This is a genomic window from Pseudarthrobacter linnaei, assembly GCF_055412825.1.
The window spans coordinates 174,158-191,973 of sequence record NZ_JBVAYX010000007.1; the positions used below are offsets into that span (position 1 = coordinate 174,158).

The 17,816-nt window shown below is 66.0% G+C and carries 19 protein-coding genes and 1 tRNA gene; 9 read left to right on the plus strand and 11 right to left on the minus strand.

All coding sequences use genetic code 11. The annotated features are described in order from the left end of the window. Window positions 1–174: 174 nt before the first annotated feature. From ACZYZ3_RS09475 to ACZYZ3_RS09490, 4 genes are all read right to left on the minus strand, one after another. A complete protein-coding gene (locus ACZYZ3_RS09475) occupies window positions 175–594 on the minus strand; it encodes a hypothetical protein (RefSeq protein ID WP_463963565.1) in 420 nt (139 codons plus the stop codon). Beyond that, window positions 587–1,120, minus strand: a complete 534-nt coding sequence (fliS, locus tag ACZYZ3_RS09480) for a flagellar export chaperone FliS (protein ID WP_463963566.1) — start codon at window positions 1,118–1,120, stop codon at window positions 587–589. Before fliS ends, ACZYZ3_RS09475 begins: the two co-directional genes overlap by 8 nt. Next, window positions 1,117–2,448, minus strand: coding sequence for a flagellar filament capping protein FliD (gene fliD, locus ACZYZ3_RS09485; RefSeq protein WP_463963567.1), 1,332 nt, complete (start codon window positions 2,446–2,448; stop codon window positions 1,117–1,119). The genes fliS and fliD overlap by 4 nt, the downstream gene beginning before the upstream one ends. A 189-nt stretch (window positions 2,449–2,637) precedes the next feature. Next, window positions 2,638–3,510, minus strand: coding sequence for a flagellin N-terminal helical domain-containing protein (locus tag ACZYZ3_RS09490; protein ID WP_463963568.1), 873 nt, complete (start codon window positions 3,508–3,510; stop codon window positions 2,638–2,640). A gap of 277 nt (window positions 3,511–3,787) precedes the next feature. Between ACZYZ3_RS09490 and ACZYZ3_RS09495 the strand changes: the two genes are divergently transcribed. The 4 genes from ACZYZ3_RS09495 to fliW are packed head-to-tail and all read left to right on the plus strand — an operon-like array spanning window position 3,788 to window position 6,987. Continuing rightward, window positions 3,788–4,276 carry a flagellar protein FlgN gene (locus tag ACZYZ3_RS09495; RefSeq protein WP_463963569.1) on the plus strand — a complete coding sequence of 163 codons (489 nt, stop codon included), beginning with the start codon at window positions 3,788–3,790 and terminating at the stop codon, window positions 4,274–4,276. Between the two features lie 10 nt (window positions 4,277–4,286). After that, entirely contained in the window at window positions 4,287–5,693 is a 1,407-nt protein-coding gene (flgK, locus tag ACZYZ3_RS09500) for a flagellar hook-associated protein FlgK (protein ID WP_463963570.1), read from the plus strand. Window positions 5,694–5,695: 2 nt separating this feature from the next. Continuing rightward, the gene (gene flgL, locus ACZYZ3_RS09505) at window positions 5,696–6,583 is read left to right on the plus strand and encodes a flagellar hook-associated protein FlgL (protein WP_463963571.1); all 888 of its coding nucleotides are present in this window, start codon (window positions 5,696–5,698) and stop codon (window positions 6,581–6,583) included. Next, entirely contained in the window at window positions 6,580–6,987 is a 408-nt protein-coding gene (gene fliW, locus ACZYZ3_RS09510; RefSeq protein ID WP_463963572.1) for a flagellar assembly protein FliW, read from the plus strand. Before flgL ends, fliW begins: the two co-directional genes overlap by 4 nt. A 22-nt stretch (window positions 6,988–7,009) precedes the next feature. Here fliW and ACZYZ3_RS09515 read toward each other — a convergent pair whose 3' ends face one another. From ACZYZ3_RS09515 to ACZYZ3_RS09535, 5 genes are all read right to left on the minus strand, one after another. After that, complete coding sequence (locus tag ACZYZ3_RS09515) at window positions 7,010–7,555, minus strand: AMIN-like domain-containing (lipo)protein (RefSeq protein WP_463963573.1); 546 nt, start codon at window positions 7,553–7,555, stop codon at window positions 7,010–7,012. 247 nt (window positions 7,556–7,802) lie between these two features. Next, a complete protein-coding gene (locus ACZYZ3_RS09520) occupies window positions 7,803–8,105 on the minus strand; it encodes a DUF4193 domain-containing protein (RefSeq protein WP_463963574.1) in 303 nt (100 codons plus the stop codon). Between the two features lie 206 nt (window positions 8,106–8,311). Then, window positions 8,312–8,800: a GyrI-like domain-containing protein gene (locus tag ACZYZ3_RS09525; protein ID WP_463963575.1), complete on the minus strand. Its 489-nt coding sequence runs from the start codon at window positions 8,798–8,800 to the stop codon at window positions 8,312–8,314. Between the two features lie 170 nt (window positions 8,801–8,970). Then, window positions 8,971–9,047: transfer RNA gene (locus ACZYZ3_RS09530), tRNA-Thr, on the minus strand. A gap of 152 nt (window positions 9,048–9,199) precedes the next feature. Next, window positions 9,200–10,090: a DsbA family protein gene (locus ACZYZ3_RS09535; protein ID WP_463963576.1), complete on the minus strand. Its 891-nt coding sequence runs from the start codon at window positions 10,088–10,090 to the stop codon at window positions 9,200–9,202. 264 nt (window positions 10,091–10,354) lie between these two features. On the opposite strand from ACZYZ3_RS09535, the gene ACZYZ3_RS09540 reads away from it, so the two are divergent. The 4 genes from ACZYZ3_RS09540 to ACZYZ3_RS09555 all read left to right on the plus strand — a co-directional run bounded on the left by ACZYZ3_RS09540 (window position 10,355) and on the right by ACZYZ3_RS09555 (window position 15,513). Further along, a complete protein-coding gene (locus ACZYZ3_RS09540) occupies window positions 10,355–11,764 on the plus strand; it encodes an alpha,alpha-trehalose-phosphate synthase (UDP-forming) (RefSeq protein ID WP_463963594.1) in 1,410 nt (469 codons plus the stop codon). Then, the gene (gene otsB / locus ACZYZ3_RS09545) at window positions 11,754–12,581 is read left to right on the plus strand and encodes a trehalose-phosphatase (protein WP_463963577.1); all 828 of its coding nucleotides are present in this window, start codon (window positions 11,754–11,756) and stop codon (window positions 12,579–12,581) included. The genes ACZYZ3_RS09540 and otsB overlap by 11 nt, the downstream gene beginning before the upstream one ends. A 243-nt stretch (window positions 12,582–12,824) precedes the next feature. After that, window positions 12,825–13,907: an ABC transporter ATP-binding protein gene (locus ACZYZ3_RS09550; RefSeq protein WP_463963578.1), complete on the plus strand. Its 1,083-nt coding sequence runs from the start codon at window positions 12,825–12,827 to the stop codon at window positions 13,905–13,907. A gap of 187 nt (window positions 13,908–14,094) precedes the next feature. Beyond that, on the plus strand, window positions 14,095–15,513 hold the full coding sequence (locus tag ACZYZ3_RS09555) for a DUF4032 domain-containing protein (protein ID WP_463963595.1): 1,419 nt from the start codon (window positions 14,095–14,097) through the stop codon (window positions 15,511–15,513). A gap of 48 nt (window positions 15,514–15,561) precedes the next feature. Here the strand turns inward: ACZYZ3_RS09555 and ACZYZ3_RS09560 are convergent, their stop codons facing one another. Next, window positions 15,562–16,929, minus strand: a complete 1,368-nt coding sequence (locus tag ACZYZ3_RS09560) for an FAD-binding oxidoreductase (RefSeq protein ID WP_463963579.1) — start codon at window positions 16,927–16,929, stop codon at window positions 15,562–15,564. A gap of 28 nt (window positions 16,930–16,957) precedes the next feature. Then, window positions 16,958–17,464: an SRPBCC domain-containing protein gene (locus ACZYZ3_RS09565; RefSeq protein WP_463963580.1), complete on the minus strand. Its 507-nt coding sequence runs from the start codon at window positions 17,462–17,464 to the stop codon at window positions 16,958–16,960. Here ACZYZ3_RS09565 and ACZYZ3_RS09570 point away from each other — a divergent pair. Further along, the gene (locus ACZYZ3_RS09570) at window positions 17,463–17,630 is read left to right on the plus strand and encodes a hypothetical protein (RefSeq protein WP_463963581.1); all 168 of its coding nucleotides are present in this window, start codon (window positions 17,463–17,465) and stop codon (window positions 17,628–17,630) included. The two genes, ACZYZ3_RS09565 and ACZYZ3_RS09570, sit on opposite strands and share 2 nt — an antisense overlap. Window positions 17,631–17,816: the final 186 nt, after the last annotated feature.

The window sequence follows — 17,816 nt, forward strand, 5'->3', positions numbered from 1 at the left end:
GTCCTGCCTGGGATGGTGGGGTGGCCGATCCGTGGCCGTTAAACGAGCGATCCGTGCTCTATCAGTGGTTATCGGCACTGGTCAGCCGTGCGTTAGCAGAAATTCCGACAGGATTTCGGCAAGCTTCCTCGCCGGGTGTGTTGCGGGTGGATCCCCGGTATCGTCCGGAGCCCGTCAGCCGTTGACGTCGAGGTAGACGGCACCGGAAGGATCCCCGACGCCGGGCACGGAGGAGACCGCCTGCAGCTGCCTGGCGACATTCAGCCGGGCTTCTTCCAGCCTCTTGGCGACGCGCTCCTGCGCTTCCGACAGCGCGACGGCGCGGCGGCGGGCTACGGCCGGCAGCGGTCCCGGGAGCGCCGGCGGCTGCCAGCGCTTCTCGCGCTGGGGCTCCACTCCCGTCTGGGGTGCGGCAGAAAGCGGGCCGAGCGGGTCCTTCAGGGTGCGTTCGGCGGCGCCCACGGCCATCTCCAGCATGTCCAGGATTGCGTTCCAGGCTGACAGTGCGGTATCCGCGGACGCCGTCAGGGTTGATTCGGAGTGCTGGATGCCGGCTCCCCCTAGGCCGGTCTCCACGTCCGTTTGGTTACCCAAAACCGAGGCTCCCGCCACCGGTTCCGGGCTGGGTGTTCCAGGCGCCCGCTCCGGAGAAGCCCGTGGAAGCGGCTGGGACGCCGGCGGTTGCCCCATAGGCAGCGGCGGCCGGGGCTGCCGACGGCGCGGGAGCAGCCGCGGCGGCCTCGTGCCAGGCCTGCCGCAGCGGTTCCAGAAGTCCGATTGCTTCGCGCGTCAGCGTCGGATCGCGCTGGATGTTCGCGTTGACCAGGGCGGTGAAGGCGTAGTTATAGAGGCCCAGGAGGCCGTCGGCGCCGTCCCAGGCGTCCGTCTTGAGCGAGGAAATGAGTTCGGCGATGATGGCCTGGCCGTGCAGGAGGTTCTCCGAAGCGACGGGCCAGTTGGCCGATTCCTGCGCGTTCTCCGCCCGGCCCAGGTCCAGCAGGAGCCGGTCATAGAGCATGGTGAGCAGGCGCGCCGGCGGAGCGGAGAGGACGGAATCGGCGAGGTACTGGTTCCGCTGCGCGGCATTGCCGTAGCCGCTGCCGAAGGACGTGGTGGTCATGCTGAGTTACTCCCTGAAGAGAGGCCGCCGAGCTGGGCGGTGAGCCAGGACTGCTGGGCCTGCATGTTGCTGAGGGCCACTTCCAGGCCGGAGTAGGTGCGCTGCAGCGTGGCTTTGCGGGATTCGAGCCGGGTGTCCCAGTCGCTGATCCGGTTCGCGAGGTCACGGACTTCGGATTCCTGGCCGGTGATCTTCTTGGTCAGGGTGCCGTCGTACTTGTCAGAAGCCGTGGTTGCGGCCGCCGCGACACGCGTGGCAATTTCCTGGACCTTGGCGGCGGTGCCGGCCGGGTCCGCGGCAAGGGCTGCCGAGAACTTCTTCTCGTCAAACTCCATCGTTCCGGTCTTGGAGATGCTGATGCCGATTTCCGACGGCGACCGCGGCGGAGTGCCGACCGGCAAGGACGCCGCCGACAGAATGTTCTGGTTCACGGACCGCACCGCACTGTCACCGGCGAAGATGCCGGCAGTGGTCGAGGCCCCGCTCGTGTTGGTGGTGCTCGTGACGGCGGTCCTGCTGGCCACGTAGGAGAAGATGCCGTTGACACCTGCGACGAGGTCGGAGGCGAGCTTGGTGATGCCAGCGTCGTCCCGGGCCACGGTGAGGGTGACGGGGGCGGTTGTCACTTCTTTGGCGGTGATGGACACGCCGGGCAGAAGGTCCGCGAAGGTGTTCGTCGAGGATTTTACGACCTGGGCTGCAGCGGTGCCTGGCCAGAGTGAAATTTCGGCGTCTTGCGCCGTCTTGACGCTGGTGAACGTGGTGCCGGGGTCCGTAATCGTGAAGGCGCCGGCTTCGCCGGACTTCGTTGCGGTGAACTGCAGGCGGTATTCGCCGGCGCCAACGGAGACCTTGCTGGCCGTGACGCCTGCTCCGGCCGCGTTAACGGACTTCACCACGTCGTCGAGGTTGCTCGAGAGCGGCTCGATCGTGTAATTCACGCCCCCGCTGTTGATGGTCATGGTGGTGTAAGGCCAGCCGACCACCGCGTTGACCTTGGGAGTTACGGCGACCTGGGTCTGGGCCAGCTTGTCGACCTGGAAATCGATGGAGCCGGCTTTGGCTGCAGCTGTGGTGGTGGCGGTGACCTTGTCGCTGCTTGTGGTTGCGGCGTTGAGGTCCAGGGCACCGGGTTTGGCAGCGGCGGTGGCCTGGGTGGCGAGCGCCGCGACCTTGCTGTTGAGCCCCTGCAGCGCCGACACCATGGACTGGAGATCCTGGGACTTGTACTTCAGCATCGTTTGCGGGATGGCCTCAACCTGCATCACGGAGCTAATGAGCGCGGTGGTATCGAGCCCGCTGGCTAGTCCATCGAGTGAGATTCCCATCGCTGCCTCTCATTGCTGCAAGTGATCACTAGTACTTGGTGTTCGGAATTCAGATGTTGCGCGTAAGGGCCGGACGATGGATTTCTCTCATCGTCCGGCCCTTACGCAGCAAGGTGATCGGGCTTAGGCCTTCGTCCGATCAGGGTGGCAGCAGTCCTATTTCTGGACTACCGAGCTGCCGGAACCGGTTTAGCGCAGGAGCGAAAGAACACCCTGGCTGGACTGGTTTGCCTGGGCCAGCATGGCGGTGCCGGCCTGGGACAGGATGTTGGCCTTGGTGAACTTGACCATTTCCTGAGCCATGTCGACGTCGGCGATGCGGGACTGAGCGGCAGACAGGTTCTCACCAGCAACGTTCAGCGACTTGACGGCGTGCTCGAGGCGGTTCTGCGAAGCACCGAGGTCAGCCCGCGAGGTGGAGATGTTCTTGATGGCCTTGTCGATGTTCTCGATCGTGGCCTGCGACGTGGTTGCATCCGTTACCGTGAAACCGGCCGCGGCAGTTCCAACCGTTCCACCGACCAGGGTGACGACGTCGGCGAGATTCGTTTTCAGATCGGCGTTCTTGATGGAGATCTGGGAGGTGGAGTCACCCTCCGCGCCGACCTGGATCTTCAACGTAGCAGGACCCGCAGTTGCACCCGCCTGGAACAGGTTGGTACCGCTGAAGTTCGTGGACTCGGAGATCCGGGAAAGCTCGGCCCCGAGCTGGTCCGCCTCCGTCTTGATGGCCGTACGTGCGTCAGCGTTGTTAGTGTCGTTTGCACCCTGGACGGCGAGGTCACGCATACGCTGCAGGATGGAGTGGACCTCGGTCAGGGCGCCTTCAGCGGTCTGGATGACGCTGATGCCGTCCTGGGCGTTGCGGGCAGCCTGGGCCGAACCGGTAACCTGGGCCTTCAGGCCCTCGGAGATGGACAGACCTGCTGCGTCATCGCCGGCGCGGTTGATGCGCAGGCCGGTGGACAGCTTCTCCAAGGACTTGGAGAGGTCGTTCTGAGTGGCGTTGAGGTTGCGGTAAGAACTGTTTGCCGCGAGGTTGTTATTGATAACGAAGCCCATGATGTTTCCTCCGTGAGTGGGACTGTAAGCGAGGGCCCATCCGTGGGCCTTCAGGAGTAGTTATCGCACTTTCGGAAGTACACGTAAGCAAAATTGCGAAATTCTTTTCCAAGCGGCCTCCCGCCGCAATCCGCCCGCAATACGCCCTACTTCCGCTAACGGATCCCACTCCGCTGCCGATAGTTTCTACGAACCCTGCTGGACCTGCAGCTGACTCCTTATGTACTGCATGCCCGGCACCACCGCTTTAGTCACCTTAAAGGGAGCCGTCCGGACCATGGCCATCCACGAACTTTCAGCCCTGCTGTGGCGGGAGCGTGAACTCCTGGACGTTCTCACCTTCAAGCTGGAGGAAGAGCAGCTGCTGCTCACCTCGGGCAAGTCCCGCTGGCTGCCCCACGGCACCAAGGAAGTCGAACAGGTCCTGGGGCATCTCTCCCAGGCGAGCCTGGCGCGCACCATCGAGGCCGCCGTCGTCGCCGAGGTCTGGGGCCTTCCCGCCGACGCGTCCCTGGCGGAGCTGGCCGCTGCGGCACCGGAGGGTGCCTGGTCCGAGATCCTTACCGCGCACCTGACTGCGCTCACGCGCCAGACCGCCCTCATCAAGGAACTGCGCGATTCCAACGAGCAGTACCTGCGCACCGCCGTCCGCTCCACCCAGGAGTCGCTGGCCGATCTGCGCCCGGCCGCCGCAGCGGGCACCTACGACGCACACGGCAAGACTGGCGACACCGCCGGCTCCCGCATCTTCGACCAGCGATTCTGAGGAAGCGACCATGAGCACCTTCGGCGCCCTGAACACCGCCTACCGCGGGCTGACCGCAGCCCAGCAGGGCATGAACGTGGCCGGGCAGAACATCGCCAACGCCGCCACCGAGGGCTATACCCGACAGCGCGTCGACCAGTCTTCCCTGGCAGCTCCCGCCCGGGGACTCTTCAGCGGCGGAGCGTTGCAGGCCGGCCAGGGGGTGTCCGTGAACGCCATCTCCCGGCTCGGCAGCAGTTTCCTCGACGCCGGCGTCCGCTCGGCAGGTGCCCAGGCCGGCTACGCCAGCGTCCGTTCCTCGGCGCTGCAGGGCATCGAAGGCATCCTGCAGGAACCCGGGGACAGCGGCATCTCCAATGCACTGCACGGTTTCTGGTCCGCGTGGCAGGGGGCCGCCAACCAGCCCACGGAGTCCGGACCCAAGGGGCTGCTCCTGAACGCCGCCAACTCCGTGACGGGCAAGATTTCTTCCGCGTACCAGGCGCTTGACTCACAGTGGAGCAGCGTCCGCGGCGAGGCGCAGGGCGCGGTGACAGCTGTCAACGCGGCCGCCGCCCAGGTTGCGTCCTACAACACGACAATCCGCTCCACCCTTGCCGCCGGCGGGTCGGCCAATGAGCTGATCGACGCCCGGGCCAAGCTGACAGACCAGATCGCCGGCCTCGCCGGTGGCACCGTCCGCGAACAGCCCGACGGCACCGTAGACGTCCTGGTCGGCGGCAATGCCCTCGTCACGGGCGGCTCCGTCCGGACACTCCAGTTGGCGGGCGCGACATCCCTGGCCGACGCCGCTAGCGACGCACCGCGCGTCGAGTGGGCCAACCCCGGCGGCACGGCGGCCCTCGACGGCGGCGGACTTGCCGGCGCCCTCTCCGTACTGGCCCCGGCGGACAAAGGCGGCGCCATTGCCCAGGCCGCCGAGTCCTACAACACCTTCGCAAAAGAACTGGCAAAGGTTGTCAACGACGTCCACCGGACGGGCCAAACCTCCACCGGCGCCACCAACGTCAACTTTTTCACCACCGGCGCAGGACCGGCTGCGCTGAACATCTCCGGCCCGGCCAGTATTGACAACATCGCCCTCAAGGCGTCAACGGGCGGCGCCCTGGACACCAGCATTGCGGACAAGATCTCGCAGCTCGGCACTGGTCCGAACTCGCCGGACAAGGTGTGGTCCGGGATCGTGACCAACATCGGGGTACAGTCTCGCGGCGCCCAGCAGCACGAGTCGCTCACCAATGCCGCCCAGGCCTCCGCGCTGACGGGCCGGGCATCCCAGGCGTCTGTCAGCCTGGACGAGGAAAGCGTCAGCCTGCTCACCAACCAGCACGCCTACCAGGCTGCGGCACGCGTGATGACCGCCGTCGACGAGGCCCTGGACGTCCTGATCAACCGCACCGGATTGGTAGGAAGATAATCATGCTGAACCGCGTAACAAATCTGACCATGACCGCGAACGCCCAACGGACGCTGCAGACCCAGCAGTCCCGGCTGTCCGAGCTGCAGGAAAAGGCCACCACACTCAACAAGATCACCCGCCCCTCGGACGATCCCGCGGCCACTGCCAAGGCGCTCGAAACCCGTTCATTGCTCGCCGCCACGGAGCAGTACGGCCGCAACATTGACGACGGCAACACCTGGCTCACAGCCGCGGATTCCGCGCTCGAGCAGGCTACCAACGTAATGCACCGGATCAAGGACCTCACCGTATTGGCAGGTAACGGCTCGCTGAACCAGTCCGGCAAGGACGCTATCGCCCTCGAGCTGGAGGCCCTGAACAAGGACCTGGTCTCGATCGCCAACAGCAAGCACCTGGGCCGGAACATCTTTGCCGGCAGCTCAGATGCCGCCGCGGCGTTCAGCTCCGCCGCCCCGCCCGTTTTCCAAGGAGTCGACGGCAGCCAGGTTGAGCGCCGGATCAGCGCCACGCAGACCGTGCGGGTTGACGCAGACGGCAGGGGGATCTTCGGAAGCGACACCGCCTCCGTCTTCCACACGGTGGGCGAGATGGCCAGAACCCTGCGGGCCGGCGGGGACATCACCTCGCAACTGGCCCCGCTCGAGACATCTTTTAAGAACATCGTCAACGGACGTGCTGAGATTGGAACACGCCAGGCGCAGCTGGAACGTGCCGGCGTCGTCAACACAGAATTGGAGGCCACCTTGGATGCCCAGCGGACCGGCATTGAAAAGGCAGATCTTGGCAGCGTCATCATGGACCTGAAACTTCAGGAAACCAACTACCAGGTGGCCCTGGCCGCCACGGCGCGGGTCCTGCAGCCCACACTGATGGACTTCCTGCGATGAACACGCCTGTGGCTGATGCGCCCGTCACCAGCACGCCCGTCACGTTCGCCGCACCCATGCCGGGTCTGGAGAACGTCCATGACTTCACCCTGCGCAGCGTCGAGGGCGCCGCAGGCCTCTACGCCCTGGAAGCCGGATCGCCGAGCCCGGTCCGGCTGTTCCTCGCGGACGCTGCCGTGTTTGTGCCGGGCTACGCCCCGCCGATTCCGGACGCCACACTGGAGGCCCTGGAACTGGAGAAGGACCAGGCACCCCAGGTCCTCGTGGTGCTCAACCACTCCCCCAAAGTAACCACGGTGAACCTCATGGCCCCGATTGTGCTGAACCCGGCAACCCGCCGCTGCGTCCAGCTCGTCTTGGACGGCCGCGAGTACCCGCTCCGGGCGGACCTCAACTCGCTCTAGCGGTCCCGGCCGGAACCAGGCCTCACCAGAAGTGCGCGACGTCGATCACCAGCCGGGAGCCCGCGGCCGGTCCGTCCAGGGTAAACACGCGGAACGGCAGCCGGGCACGGACCCCGATCCCAAGGCTCGAATAGCCCTCGAAGCTGCCGGCCCATGCCACCTGGCGGAACGTCTGGTAGCCGTTGACGTTGGCCAGTTCTGTACGGTTTCCGGGGTTATAGGTGGATTTGCCGTTGTCGTCATAGGCCGGGGCGTTGGCCGTGACCTGGAGGAACGCCTGGCCCCGCAGCGGGACTGGCAATCCCGAACCGTCCTGCGATACCTGCGGAACGTAGCGGACGGTATAGCCGGCGACGGGCCCGTTGAGGTCGATGACCAGCCGGTCGAAACAGTAGTGCTGCCCGGTGCGGACATTCGTCACCTGGGCCCCGCTCATTGCCGGATCCGCCTTCATCAGCGATCCCCACACCAGTCCGCAGTAGGGAGCCGCCGCCGCGGGCCCGGGCGCCACGAGCCCCGATCCAACAGCCACCAGGATCGCTACCAGCCACACCCGGAACTTCTTCATTTGAGCCGCCCCCTCGAGAGATCAGATAGCTCCAGAATAGGAGCGTTTCCGGGCCGAATCGAGAGGCCGGCCGGATCGGCGTCCAACCGTTAGGCTGCGCCGCGCCGGGTCACGGGACGGTCGCGCCGCCGTCGTCGTACTGCCGGAAACTCCGGGCAAAGGCGAAGCGCCGGACCCTTGCGGAATCCGGCGCTTCGCGGTGCCTTGCTGGAAAGTTGTGAAGTGGTGGTCCGCAGTGGAAGGTCCCCTAGCCTTCGCAGTCGCGGCAGTACTTCAGGCCGTTCTTTTCCTTGGCCACCTGGGACCGGTGACGGACCAGGAAGCAGGAGGAGCAGGTGAATTCATCGGACTGCTCGGGAACAACAACGACAGTCAGTTCTTCGCCGGAAAGATCAGCGCCGGGAAGGTCGATGCCCTCAGCCGTGTCGTTCTCATCGACGTCGATGACGGCAGTCTGGGCGCCCCCACTGCGGGACGCCTGAAGTGCCTCCACCGACTCAGCGGGAGACTCTTCCTCGGTCTTGCGTGGTGCGTCGTAATCGGTAGCCATTTGGGGGTTCACTTTCGTTGCTGCGCAGCGCCATTTCAGGCACTTCAGTGAAGCAGTCTAGGACATTATGCACGCAGGTGGAGAATGGTGTGCCGAATCAGGCACTTTGCGTCGCGCGGCCCCCCGAATCGGACGGGGAGGGCACAACGACGGGCGCCGCGGCGCTCCAAAGTTGCGACGGGCGTCCTGCACTAACGGCTATGCGCTCAGGCGACCGGCCAGATGACGAGCGTCTTCCAGGTCGCCGGGTCCGGCTCCGCCGCGGGGTCGCTGAGGTAGTACTCCCACATCGCGCTGCCCGGGGTCAGGCCTTCGGCCTGCATCTTCTCCATGATCGCCCCGTACGTCTCGGGGAGAGTCTCGTAAGGGCCCACGTGCATCGCCTCGAAGGCCCGGCCGGCAGGCAGGGCTCCCGCGGTCACACCACCGCCGCCGCCGCCGGGAAACGGCGCCGCCACCGGAAATCCGGCCTCGACGTCGACGACGTCGGTCGGCACGCCGTGGTAGAGGGCGAACGGCGGTCCGGCCAGTTGGACGTGCTGCTGTTCCGCCGCGCCCATCACGGAATGGTAGGCGCGGCCGAAGAACTCCTTCAAGGCGTTCATGGGAACGGTTTCGCGCAGCACCGCCGTCGGCTGCTCCTTAAGCTCGGTGGACTTGATGTCCGGCGTGTTGTCCGGATTGGTTTCAGTCATAGGCCCAGACTCCGCCGTGAGGTTTCCGTGGTCTAGGGCCTAACGTCCCGCGGGTGCTGCGCCGGGGGACAAAGCCAACGGGACCAGGGCCGGTCCGGGAGACACCAGTTACAGACAAACGAAAACCGCGCCGCCACCGGGATAGTTCCCGGTAACGACGCGGTTATTGTTGGGGCCCCCTGTCGGATTCGAACCGACGACCCCCGCTTTACAAGAGCGGTGCTCTGGCCAACTGAGCTAAGGAGGCATTCCTGTGCGCCGGCGGGCACCGGGCCGCGATGAGGGGCCTGGCGCCATGGCGCTAGATAAGGTTAGCCCACAGATGCCCGGGGATAAAAACAGGCCCGGCTCCGGACGAATCCGGAACCGGACCAGCACTTTTCTGTTGTGTCGTGCCGCCTACTGCTTGGCGTCGATGGCGGCCTGGAGGAAGTCCTCGAACGGGGTCTGGGCGCTCTCGCCCTTGCCCCACTGCGCGCCGTCAACGAACACGGTGGGCGTGCCGGTGACACCGATGGAGGCCGCCTGCTGGGTGGAGTACTTCACCCACGGACGGAAGGTCTTCCCGTCCACGCACGTGTCGATGCTCTTGGCCCCGACATCGGTGGCCATCTTCTTCAGATCCGCATCCGAGATGCCGGCGCCGCCTTCAGCAGGCTGCTTCGCGAACAGCGCATTGACGAAGTCCGCGTATTTCTCCGGCGATTCGTTCACAACGCAGGCCGCCGCGTTGGCGGCGCGGGACGAGTAGTTGGTGCTGGATTGGCGGTCCAGGAAGCCCAGCGGACGGTATTCCACGCTGATCTTGCCTTCGTTGCGAAGGTTCGTAAGGGTCTCGTTGTACTGGGTCTCAAAGTTCTTGCACGCGGGGCAGATGAAGTCGATGTAGAGGACCACCTTGACCGGCTTCCCGGCCTCAGCCTCGGCACCGGGTGCGGTCACTACTGCCGGCGGGGTTTCCGCCGGCGCGGGAATGTCGGCGACCCGGACAGTCGCAGGCTCGGTCTTTGCGACCTCGGAGGTGGCCAGCAGCGTCACGCCGCCGTAAACGTTGCCGTTGGCCGGGGCGGGTCCCTCGTCCGCAATCGGGGCGTTGTTCTGAATGTTCGAGGTGACGACCAGCGCCACCACCACAATGATGGCCACGACTGCGGCAACGATGCCCCAGCCGATGAGCAGCTTGTTGCGCTTGTCCTTCTTCACCTGCGCCTCCCGGATTTCACGGGCTTTCTCGCGGGCCGCGGCAGTTCGCTCTGTTTTGGACTGACGGGGTTCGTTTGCGGGGCTCATTAGTTCCTCGGGTCGATCGGCCGGTGATATCCACTGGGTGGCAATTCATCATTTTAGGGGAGAAATCTGGGAACTTGCGCTTTCAACTTTCCTTAGCGCCTTCCGGGGGGCGAATAGCACAGAAGATTCCGCCGGGCTAGGGTGGATAGGAGCCAAGAGCGAACCCAGGGAGCACCAATGCAGGCAACTAAACACGCCGAATCGGATCCAGAATCCAACGGCGCGGTCGCGCACGGCACCGATCCGGACGCGCAGTATGACTTCATGGTGGTGTCCAACCGCATGCCGGTCGACCGCTGCTCCCCGGACGAACCTGGTTGCGAGGGCGGCTGGCGCCGCTCCCCCGGCGGCCTGGTCACCGCACTGGCACCCTTGATGACCAAGACCGACGGCGCGTGGGTCGGCTGGCACGGCGCACCGGATGAGCATCTCCAGCCTTTCAGCCATGGCGGGATCGATCTTGTTCCGGTCCATTTGAGCACGCACGACATCGAATTCTTCTACGAGGGGTTCTCCAATTCCACGCTCTGGCCGCTCTACCATGACGTGATCGCTCCGCCGGAGTTCCACCGGACCTGGTGGGACTCCTACCGCAAGGTCAACCGCCGGTTCGCGGACGCCGTGATCCACCACGCCAGCCCCGGCGCCACTGTCTGGGTCCAGGATTACCAGCTCCAGCTCGTCCCGAAGATGCTGCGCGAGGCGCGTCCGGACCTGAAGATCGGCTTCTTCAACCACATCCCGTTCCCGCCGCCGGAGATCTTCGCCCAGCTCCCGTGGCGCCGCGCCATCATCGACGGCCTGTTGGGCGCCGACCTGGTCGGCTTCCAGCGCAGCAGCGACGCCGGCAACTTCATGCGTTCCGCCCGCCGCTTCCTCGGGGCCAGCGTCAAGCGGCAACAGGTCCATGTCAAGGGCAGCGACGGGGCCACCACCCACATCGCCCGCGCCCAGGCGTTCCCCATCTCGATTGACGTCAAGCAGATCAGCGAACTCGCCCGGAACCCCGAAATCATCGAACGCTCCCGGCAGATCCGCCGTGATCTCGGGAACCCCAAAACCATCCTTCTCGGCGTCGACCGCCTGGACTACACCAAGGGCATCCGGCACCGGCTTAAGGCCTACGAGGAACTCCTGGCCGACGGCAAGGTCACGGTGGAGGACGCCGCCCTGATCCAGGTCGCCAGTCCCAGCCGGGAACGGGTGGAGCAGTACCGCCTCCTTCGCGAAGAAGTGGAGGGCACGGTGGGTCACATCAACGGCACCTACGACACCATGCAGAACACCGCCGTGCGCTACCTGAACCACAGCTACCCCGTCGAGGAGATGGTAGCGCTGTACCTGGCAGCGGACGTTATGCTCGTCACCGCGCTGCGCGACGGGATGAACCTCGTCGCCAAGGAATACGTCACGGCGCGGACCAACAATGACGGCGCGCTGGTGCTCAGCGAGTTCGCCGGCGCCGCAGACCAGCTCAAGCAGGCCCTGCTGATGAACCCGCACGACATCGACGGCCTCAAGGACACCATCATGCGGGCCGTCAACATGCAGCCGTCGGAGGCCGCGCGCCGGATGCGTGCGATGCGCAAACAGATCCTGGACCACGACGTCGACCTCTGGTCCTCCGACTTCCTCACCGCGCTCGAAGAAAAGGTAATCCGCGATGACTCCTGAGCTCTCTCCGGAGAAGACACCGCTCTCGCTCGCCCCGGACCTGCTTGAGGCCCTGCGCCGCATCGCCGCAACGGAGCACCTGCTGGTCGCCATGGATTTTGACGGCACCATGGCACCCCTCGTGGACCACGCCAAAGACGCCCGCGCCCTCCCCCGCTCGGCAGCGGCCTTCGCCGCTCTCACCGAGCTGCCGCGGACGACGACGGCGCTCATCTCCGGGCGCGCCCTGGACAGCCTGCGGGCGGTCGCCTTCCCGCCGGAGAAGACGCTGCTGATCGGCAGCCACGGCGCCGAGGTCTGGATGGGACCGGGGTCCTCGAAACTGGAACTCGACGACGCCCGCCGGGAACTGCTCGCCGAGGTCCGGCGCGAGCTGGAGGGCATCGTGGAGCTGGCACCCGGAACCCTGCTCGAGGACAAGCCGGCCGGCGTCGTCCTGCACACCCGGCTGGCCGCGGACGATGTTGCCGAGGACGCCGTCGCTGCTGCCCGCGCCGTCCTGCAGGACCGGCCCGGGGTGTACCTGAAGAGCGGCAACCGTGTGCTGGAGACCTCCGTGGTCCACTCCTCCAAGGGGGAAGGCATCGCGTTCCTGCGCCAGGCCAGCGGCGCCACTGCCACGGTCTTCGCGGGCGATGACACCACCGACGAGGACGCCCTCGCCCGCCTGCTCCCCGGGGATCTCGGGGTGAAGGTCGGCCTGGACTTCACCCAGGCCCAGTTCCGGATCGAAGCGCCGGCGCACATTTCGGAGCTGCTGGAGGCCCTGCTGCGGGAACGGAAACGCGGCCTCGGGCTGCCGGATCCTACCTCATAGCAATCCCCGGGCGAGCCGGATCACGTGTGACATCCGCAACATTTTGGCCCATTCGCCAAAAATATGACATACTCTAGTAGTGATGTGGCGCACAAGTACCGTGCGGCGTCATTGGATACTCCTCGGCTTCGGCCGGGGAGTATACGCACGATCAAGTGCTGACAACTGAATTAACAACTGAAAAATACGACCATTCACTACGGATCGTCCGGCACGTACCTGCCGGTGAAGGGATTGATAACTGTGGCTACAGTTACTTTTGACAACGCAACCCGTCTGTACCCGGGCACGGATAAGCCCGCTGTTGACAAGCTCAACATTGAAATCGCCGACGGCGAATTCCTGGTCCTCGTTGGCCCCTCCGGCTGTGGCAAGTCGACCTCCCTGCGTATGCTCGCAGGTCTTGAGGACGTCAACGCCGGCCGGATCCTCATTGGCGACCGCGATGTCACCGATGTTCCCCCGAAGGACCGCGACATCGCCATGGTCTTCCAGAACTACGCCCTGTACCCGCACATGACGGTCGCAGACAACATGGGCTTCGCCCTGAAGATCGCCGGCGTCAGTAAGGAAGAGCGCGCCGAGCGGGTCCGTGAAGCTGCCAAGCTGCTGGACCTGGAGCCGTACCTGGACCGCAAGCCGAAGGCGCTCTCCGGTGGCCAGCGCCAGCGTGTTGCCATGGGCCGCGCGATCGTACGAAACCCGCAGGTCTTCCTCATGGATGAGCCGCTGTCCAACCTTGATGCGAAGCTCCGCGTGCAGACCCGCACGCAGATCGCGTCCCTGACCCGCCGCCTGGGCGTCACCACGGTCTACGTGACCCACGACCAGGTCGAGGCCATGACCATGGGCGACCGCGTCGCCGTGCTGAAGGACGGCCTGCTGATGCAGGTCGACACCCCGCGCAACCTGTACGACAAGCCCAAGAACGTCTTCGTCGCCGGCTTCATCGGCTCCCCCGCGATGAACCTGCTCGAGCTCCCCGTCGTCGACGGCGGCGTGCAGTTCGGCGGCACGATCTACCCGGTGCCGCACAACGTCCTCGAAGAGGCCAGCGGCAAAACGGTCACGCTCGGCTCCCGTCCGGAAGACCTCGAGCAGGTTGCCCAGGGCGAAGGCCTCCAGGTCGAGGTCGACGTCGTCGAGGAACTCGGCGCCGACGCATACATCTACGGCCACACCACGCTGGACGGCAAGAGCCACGACATCGTGGCGCGCGTCGACGGCCGACGCCCCCCGATGAAGGGCGAATCCATCTGGGTCCGGCCGCAGTCAGGCCACGTACACCTGTTCGACACCAAGACCGGGCTGCGCCTGGGCGACTAGTCCCACCGGCCGGCACGGCGGTCCGCGTCGGCCAGGGAACCTGCCGGAGTGGGTCCCCACGACACGACTGACGGCGGTCCTCCTTACTGGAGGACCGCCGTCGGGCTTTAACTCCCCTGGCAGCACCCTTCGTTAGGGCCGCCGCCCTTAAGTACGGAAGAATTGGCTCATGACCGAGGACAACCACATCACCGAGGAAAACAGTGCCCGGTGGCACGACGAGCCCACCGACTACGGCCAGATCGGCAAGCTGCCCCGGTTCGAAGCCGCCAGCGCCAATGACAGCAAGGCGTCCGTGGCCTCCAGCTCGCTGAGCATCACCGCCGCCGCCACCGAGCCGGAGCTCCTGGACCTGCCCTGGCACATCGCGCTGGAGGAGTGGCCGGCGGAACACCTCGCCGCGCTCCCCCGCGGCATCTCCCGTCACATTGTCCGCTTCGCCCACCTTGGCGGCTCCGTCATCGCCATCAAGGAAACCTCGGAACACGTGGCCCGCCACGAATACCACATGCTCCGCAAGCTCGCCCGGCTGGACGTGCCCTGCGTGGAACCGGTCGCCGTCATCACCGGCCGCACGACGCCGGACGGCCGCCCGCTGAATCCCGTGCTCGTCACCCGGCACCTGAAATTCTCCATGCCGTACCGCGCCCTCTTCTCGCAGATGCTGCGCAAGGACACACTCACCCGCCTGATCGACGCCCAGGCTCTGCTCCTGGTGCGCCTGCACCTGATCGGGTTCTACTGGGGCGACGTCTCGCTTTCCAACACTTTGTTCCGCCGCGACGCCGGAGCGTTCGCCGCCTACCTCGTGGACGCGGAGACCGGCGAGCTGTATCCGGACCTGTCCACGGGTCAGCGCGAATACGATCTGGAGATTGCCCGGGTCAATATCGCCGGCGAACTCATGGACCTGCTCGACGGCGGCCTGATCGAGGAAAAAGTGGACCCCGTGGCCACGAGTGAACTCATCATGGACAGTTACCGGCGCCTCTGGACCGAGCTGACGGAGAAGGAATCGTTCGAGATCGGTGAGCGCTGGCGGGTGGCGGCCCGCATCCGGAAGCTCAACGAGTTGGGGTTCGACGTCGAGGAATACGCCATCAAGACGACGCAGAACGGTTCGACGATCCAGCTTCAGCCCAAGGTGGTCGACGCCGGCCACCACCAGCGCCGGCTGCTGCGCCTGACCGGCCTGGACGCCCAGGAAAACCAGGCCCGCCGGCTCCTGAACGACATGGACTCCTTCCGTGCGGACAACAACCCCGGGATGGACGAGGCCTACAGCGCCCATCTGTGGGTCAGCCAGATTTTCGAACCGATTGTCCGTTCTATCCCCCGCGACCTGTCCGGGAAGCTGGAGCCCGCGGAGGCAGTGCATGAGATCCTTGAGCACCGCTGGTACATGTCCGAGAAGGAGAACCGGCACATCCCCCTGGCCGAAGCCGTGCAGTCCTACATTGACTCCGAGCTGCGCCACCGCCGGGACGAGGCGGCCATCATGCTGAATCCGGACACGGGGCTGCTCAAGATCCTGGAGGTGGAAACGGAGGAATCCCGCTACGGCACCGACGAGTCCATCGACGAATACCCGGACTCCGACGATTAGCTGTCCCGGGCGCTGCTCCCCGAAGCCCCCCTTCGTAGCACAGCCGCGCTAAATCGCCTTGCCGGGGTTCAGGATCCCCGCCGGGTCGAACAATTCCTTGATCCGGCGCTGAAGTTCACGCACGGGTTCCTTCTGTTCCAGCCCGAGCCAGCGCAGCTTGAACTGGCCGATCCCGTGCTCCCCCGTGATGGTGCCGCCCATCGCCAGCGCCACGGTGATGGATTTATCCAGGGCCTCGCCCAGCCGCCCCATGGCATCGGCGCCGGCAGCGCTGTCCACCCGGTCCACCCAGAACGTCGGGTGCAAATTCCCGTCGCCGGCGTGCGCCACCACCTTGAGCCTGACCCCGTACGCCGCCGCCATGGCTTCCAGCTCAGCGACGTAGTCGACCAGCCTTGAGCGCGGGACGGCGACGTCCTCCCCCACCCGGTATTCGTCGTCGACCTCCACCCCGCGGCTGTTGCGCCGCAGGTCCACCAGCCGCTCCGCCTCCGCACTGGCTTCCATGGTCACGACTGCGCCGCCGGCCACGAGCACGGGACGGATCGCCGCCGCCTCCGCCGCTGCGCCGAAGCCGTCGGTCTGGATCAGCAGCAGGGACTGTCCCCGGGCGGCGAGGTCCGAGCCGTGGAGCGCATCGAGCTGGGCCAGGGTGCCGCTGTCGAGTAGTTCCATGATGGCCGGCTGCACGCGCGCCCTGCCCACGGCGAGGACGCCTGCCGCGGCGCTGCGGAAGTCCGGGTAGAAGGCGGCGATCGTGTGCACGTCCTGCGGGAGGTACTTGAGCCGGACGGTGATGCCGACGACGATCCCCAGCGTCCCCTCGGAGCCGACGAAGAGCCCGGTGAGGTCGTAGCCGGCGACACCTTTGAAGGTCTGGTGGCCGGTGTGGATGAGCGAGCCATCCGCCAGTACGACGTCGAGCGCCAGCACCGAGTCGCGGGTCACGCCGTACTTGGCGCAGCGCAGGCCGCCGGCGTTGGTGGCCACGTTGCCGCCGATCGTGGACATCTTGAAGCTGGCCGGGTCGGGGGCATACATGAGTCCGTGGACTGCCGCGGCCGCGTTGAGCTCCGCGTTGATGACCCCGGGTTCGACGACGGCCGTCTCGTCATCGGGGTTCAGGTCCAGGATGCGGTTCATCCGTTCCAGGCTCAGCACGACGCAGTCCTTGCTCGCGTGGGCACCACCGGAGACCCCCGTCCCGGCGCCGCGGGCCACCAGCGGAACCCCTTGGGATGCGCAGGCGCGGACCGTAACCTGGACGTCTTCGATGGATTCGGCCCGGACCACGGCCTGCGGCAGCTGATAGTCCAGCACCGGCGCCTGGTCCACGGCATATACGGTCAGGGTGGGGGCATCCAGGGCGACCTTGGCCGCGCCCAGGACAGAGGTGAGCTCGTCGATGATGCTCATGCGGTCTCCAGTTCGTCGAATCCGGCCTTCAGTCTATGGCGCCGGCACCACCCATGAAGCGCACGAACCGGTCCAGTACCCCCGGCCAGCCGGCAGCGTACTCCGCCCTCGTGGCGGCGGGGTCCTCGGCGCCTTCCCACCCGCCGTGCACGAGTCGGAGCTCCGTACCGCCCTCCACGGCCCGGAACGCGACGCGCAGCTCCGTGGACCAGACGGCGGACGAACCGGGGTGCCAGCTGGCATGGAAAGACAGCGGGGGCTGCCAGTCATCGATAGACCCCCAGATGGCTGTTCTGCCGTCATCCGCGCTCTCCAAAACCAGGTTCTCTTCGAATTCCACGTAGGAGCCGGCGCCGAAGACACTGTGCTGCTCAAGTGGCCACCAGAGATGCGTGTGTTCGGTGAAACCAACAAAGGCGCGCGCCACTGCCCCCGGGACAATAACCGCGTACACGACGGGGTCCAGCCCGTCGGCCGCAGCGGGCTCCGGTGTCTCGGCGGCGTCAGAGGCTGCGTGGCTGAAGAGGTTATCCATGGGCAACAACTCTACCCGCGGCCCGACACTCCCTCACCTTCTGGCCGGACTGCGGGGAGCCCGGCCGCCGGCGGAGTTGTTGCGGGCCGCCGGAGCGGCCGCACTGGGCGGCGGGCTTGCTGTCGAGCTGCTGGCCTGGATCCACGGCAGGAAGATCCCCGGCTGACCGGTGGCTGTGGGAGGTGCTGGAACCGGTTCCTGTGGCGGTTCCGGCGCCGGTGGCTGTGGGAGGTGGTGGAACCGGGGCCGGCGGGTGGTGGCGGGGGTGCTTGGCGTTGGTGCCCGGTTACGTGGTGCTTCCGTTAAATGCGGGAGAGCCCCAACCGTGTGGTTGGGGCTCTCGACCGTTTAA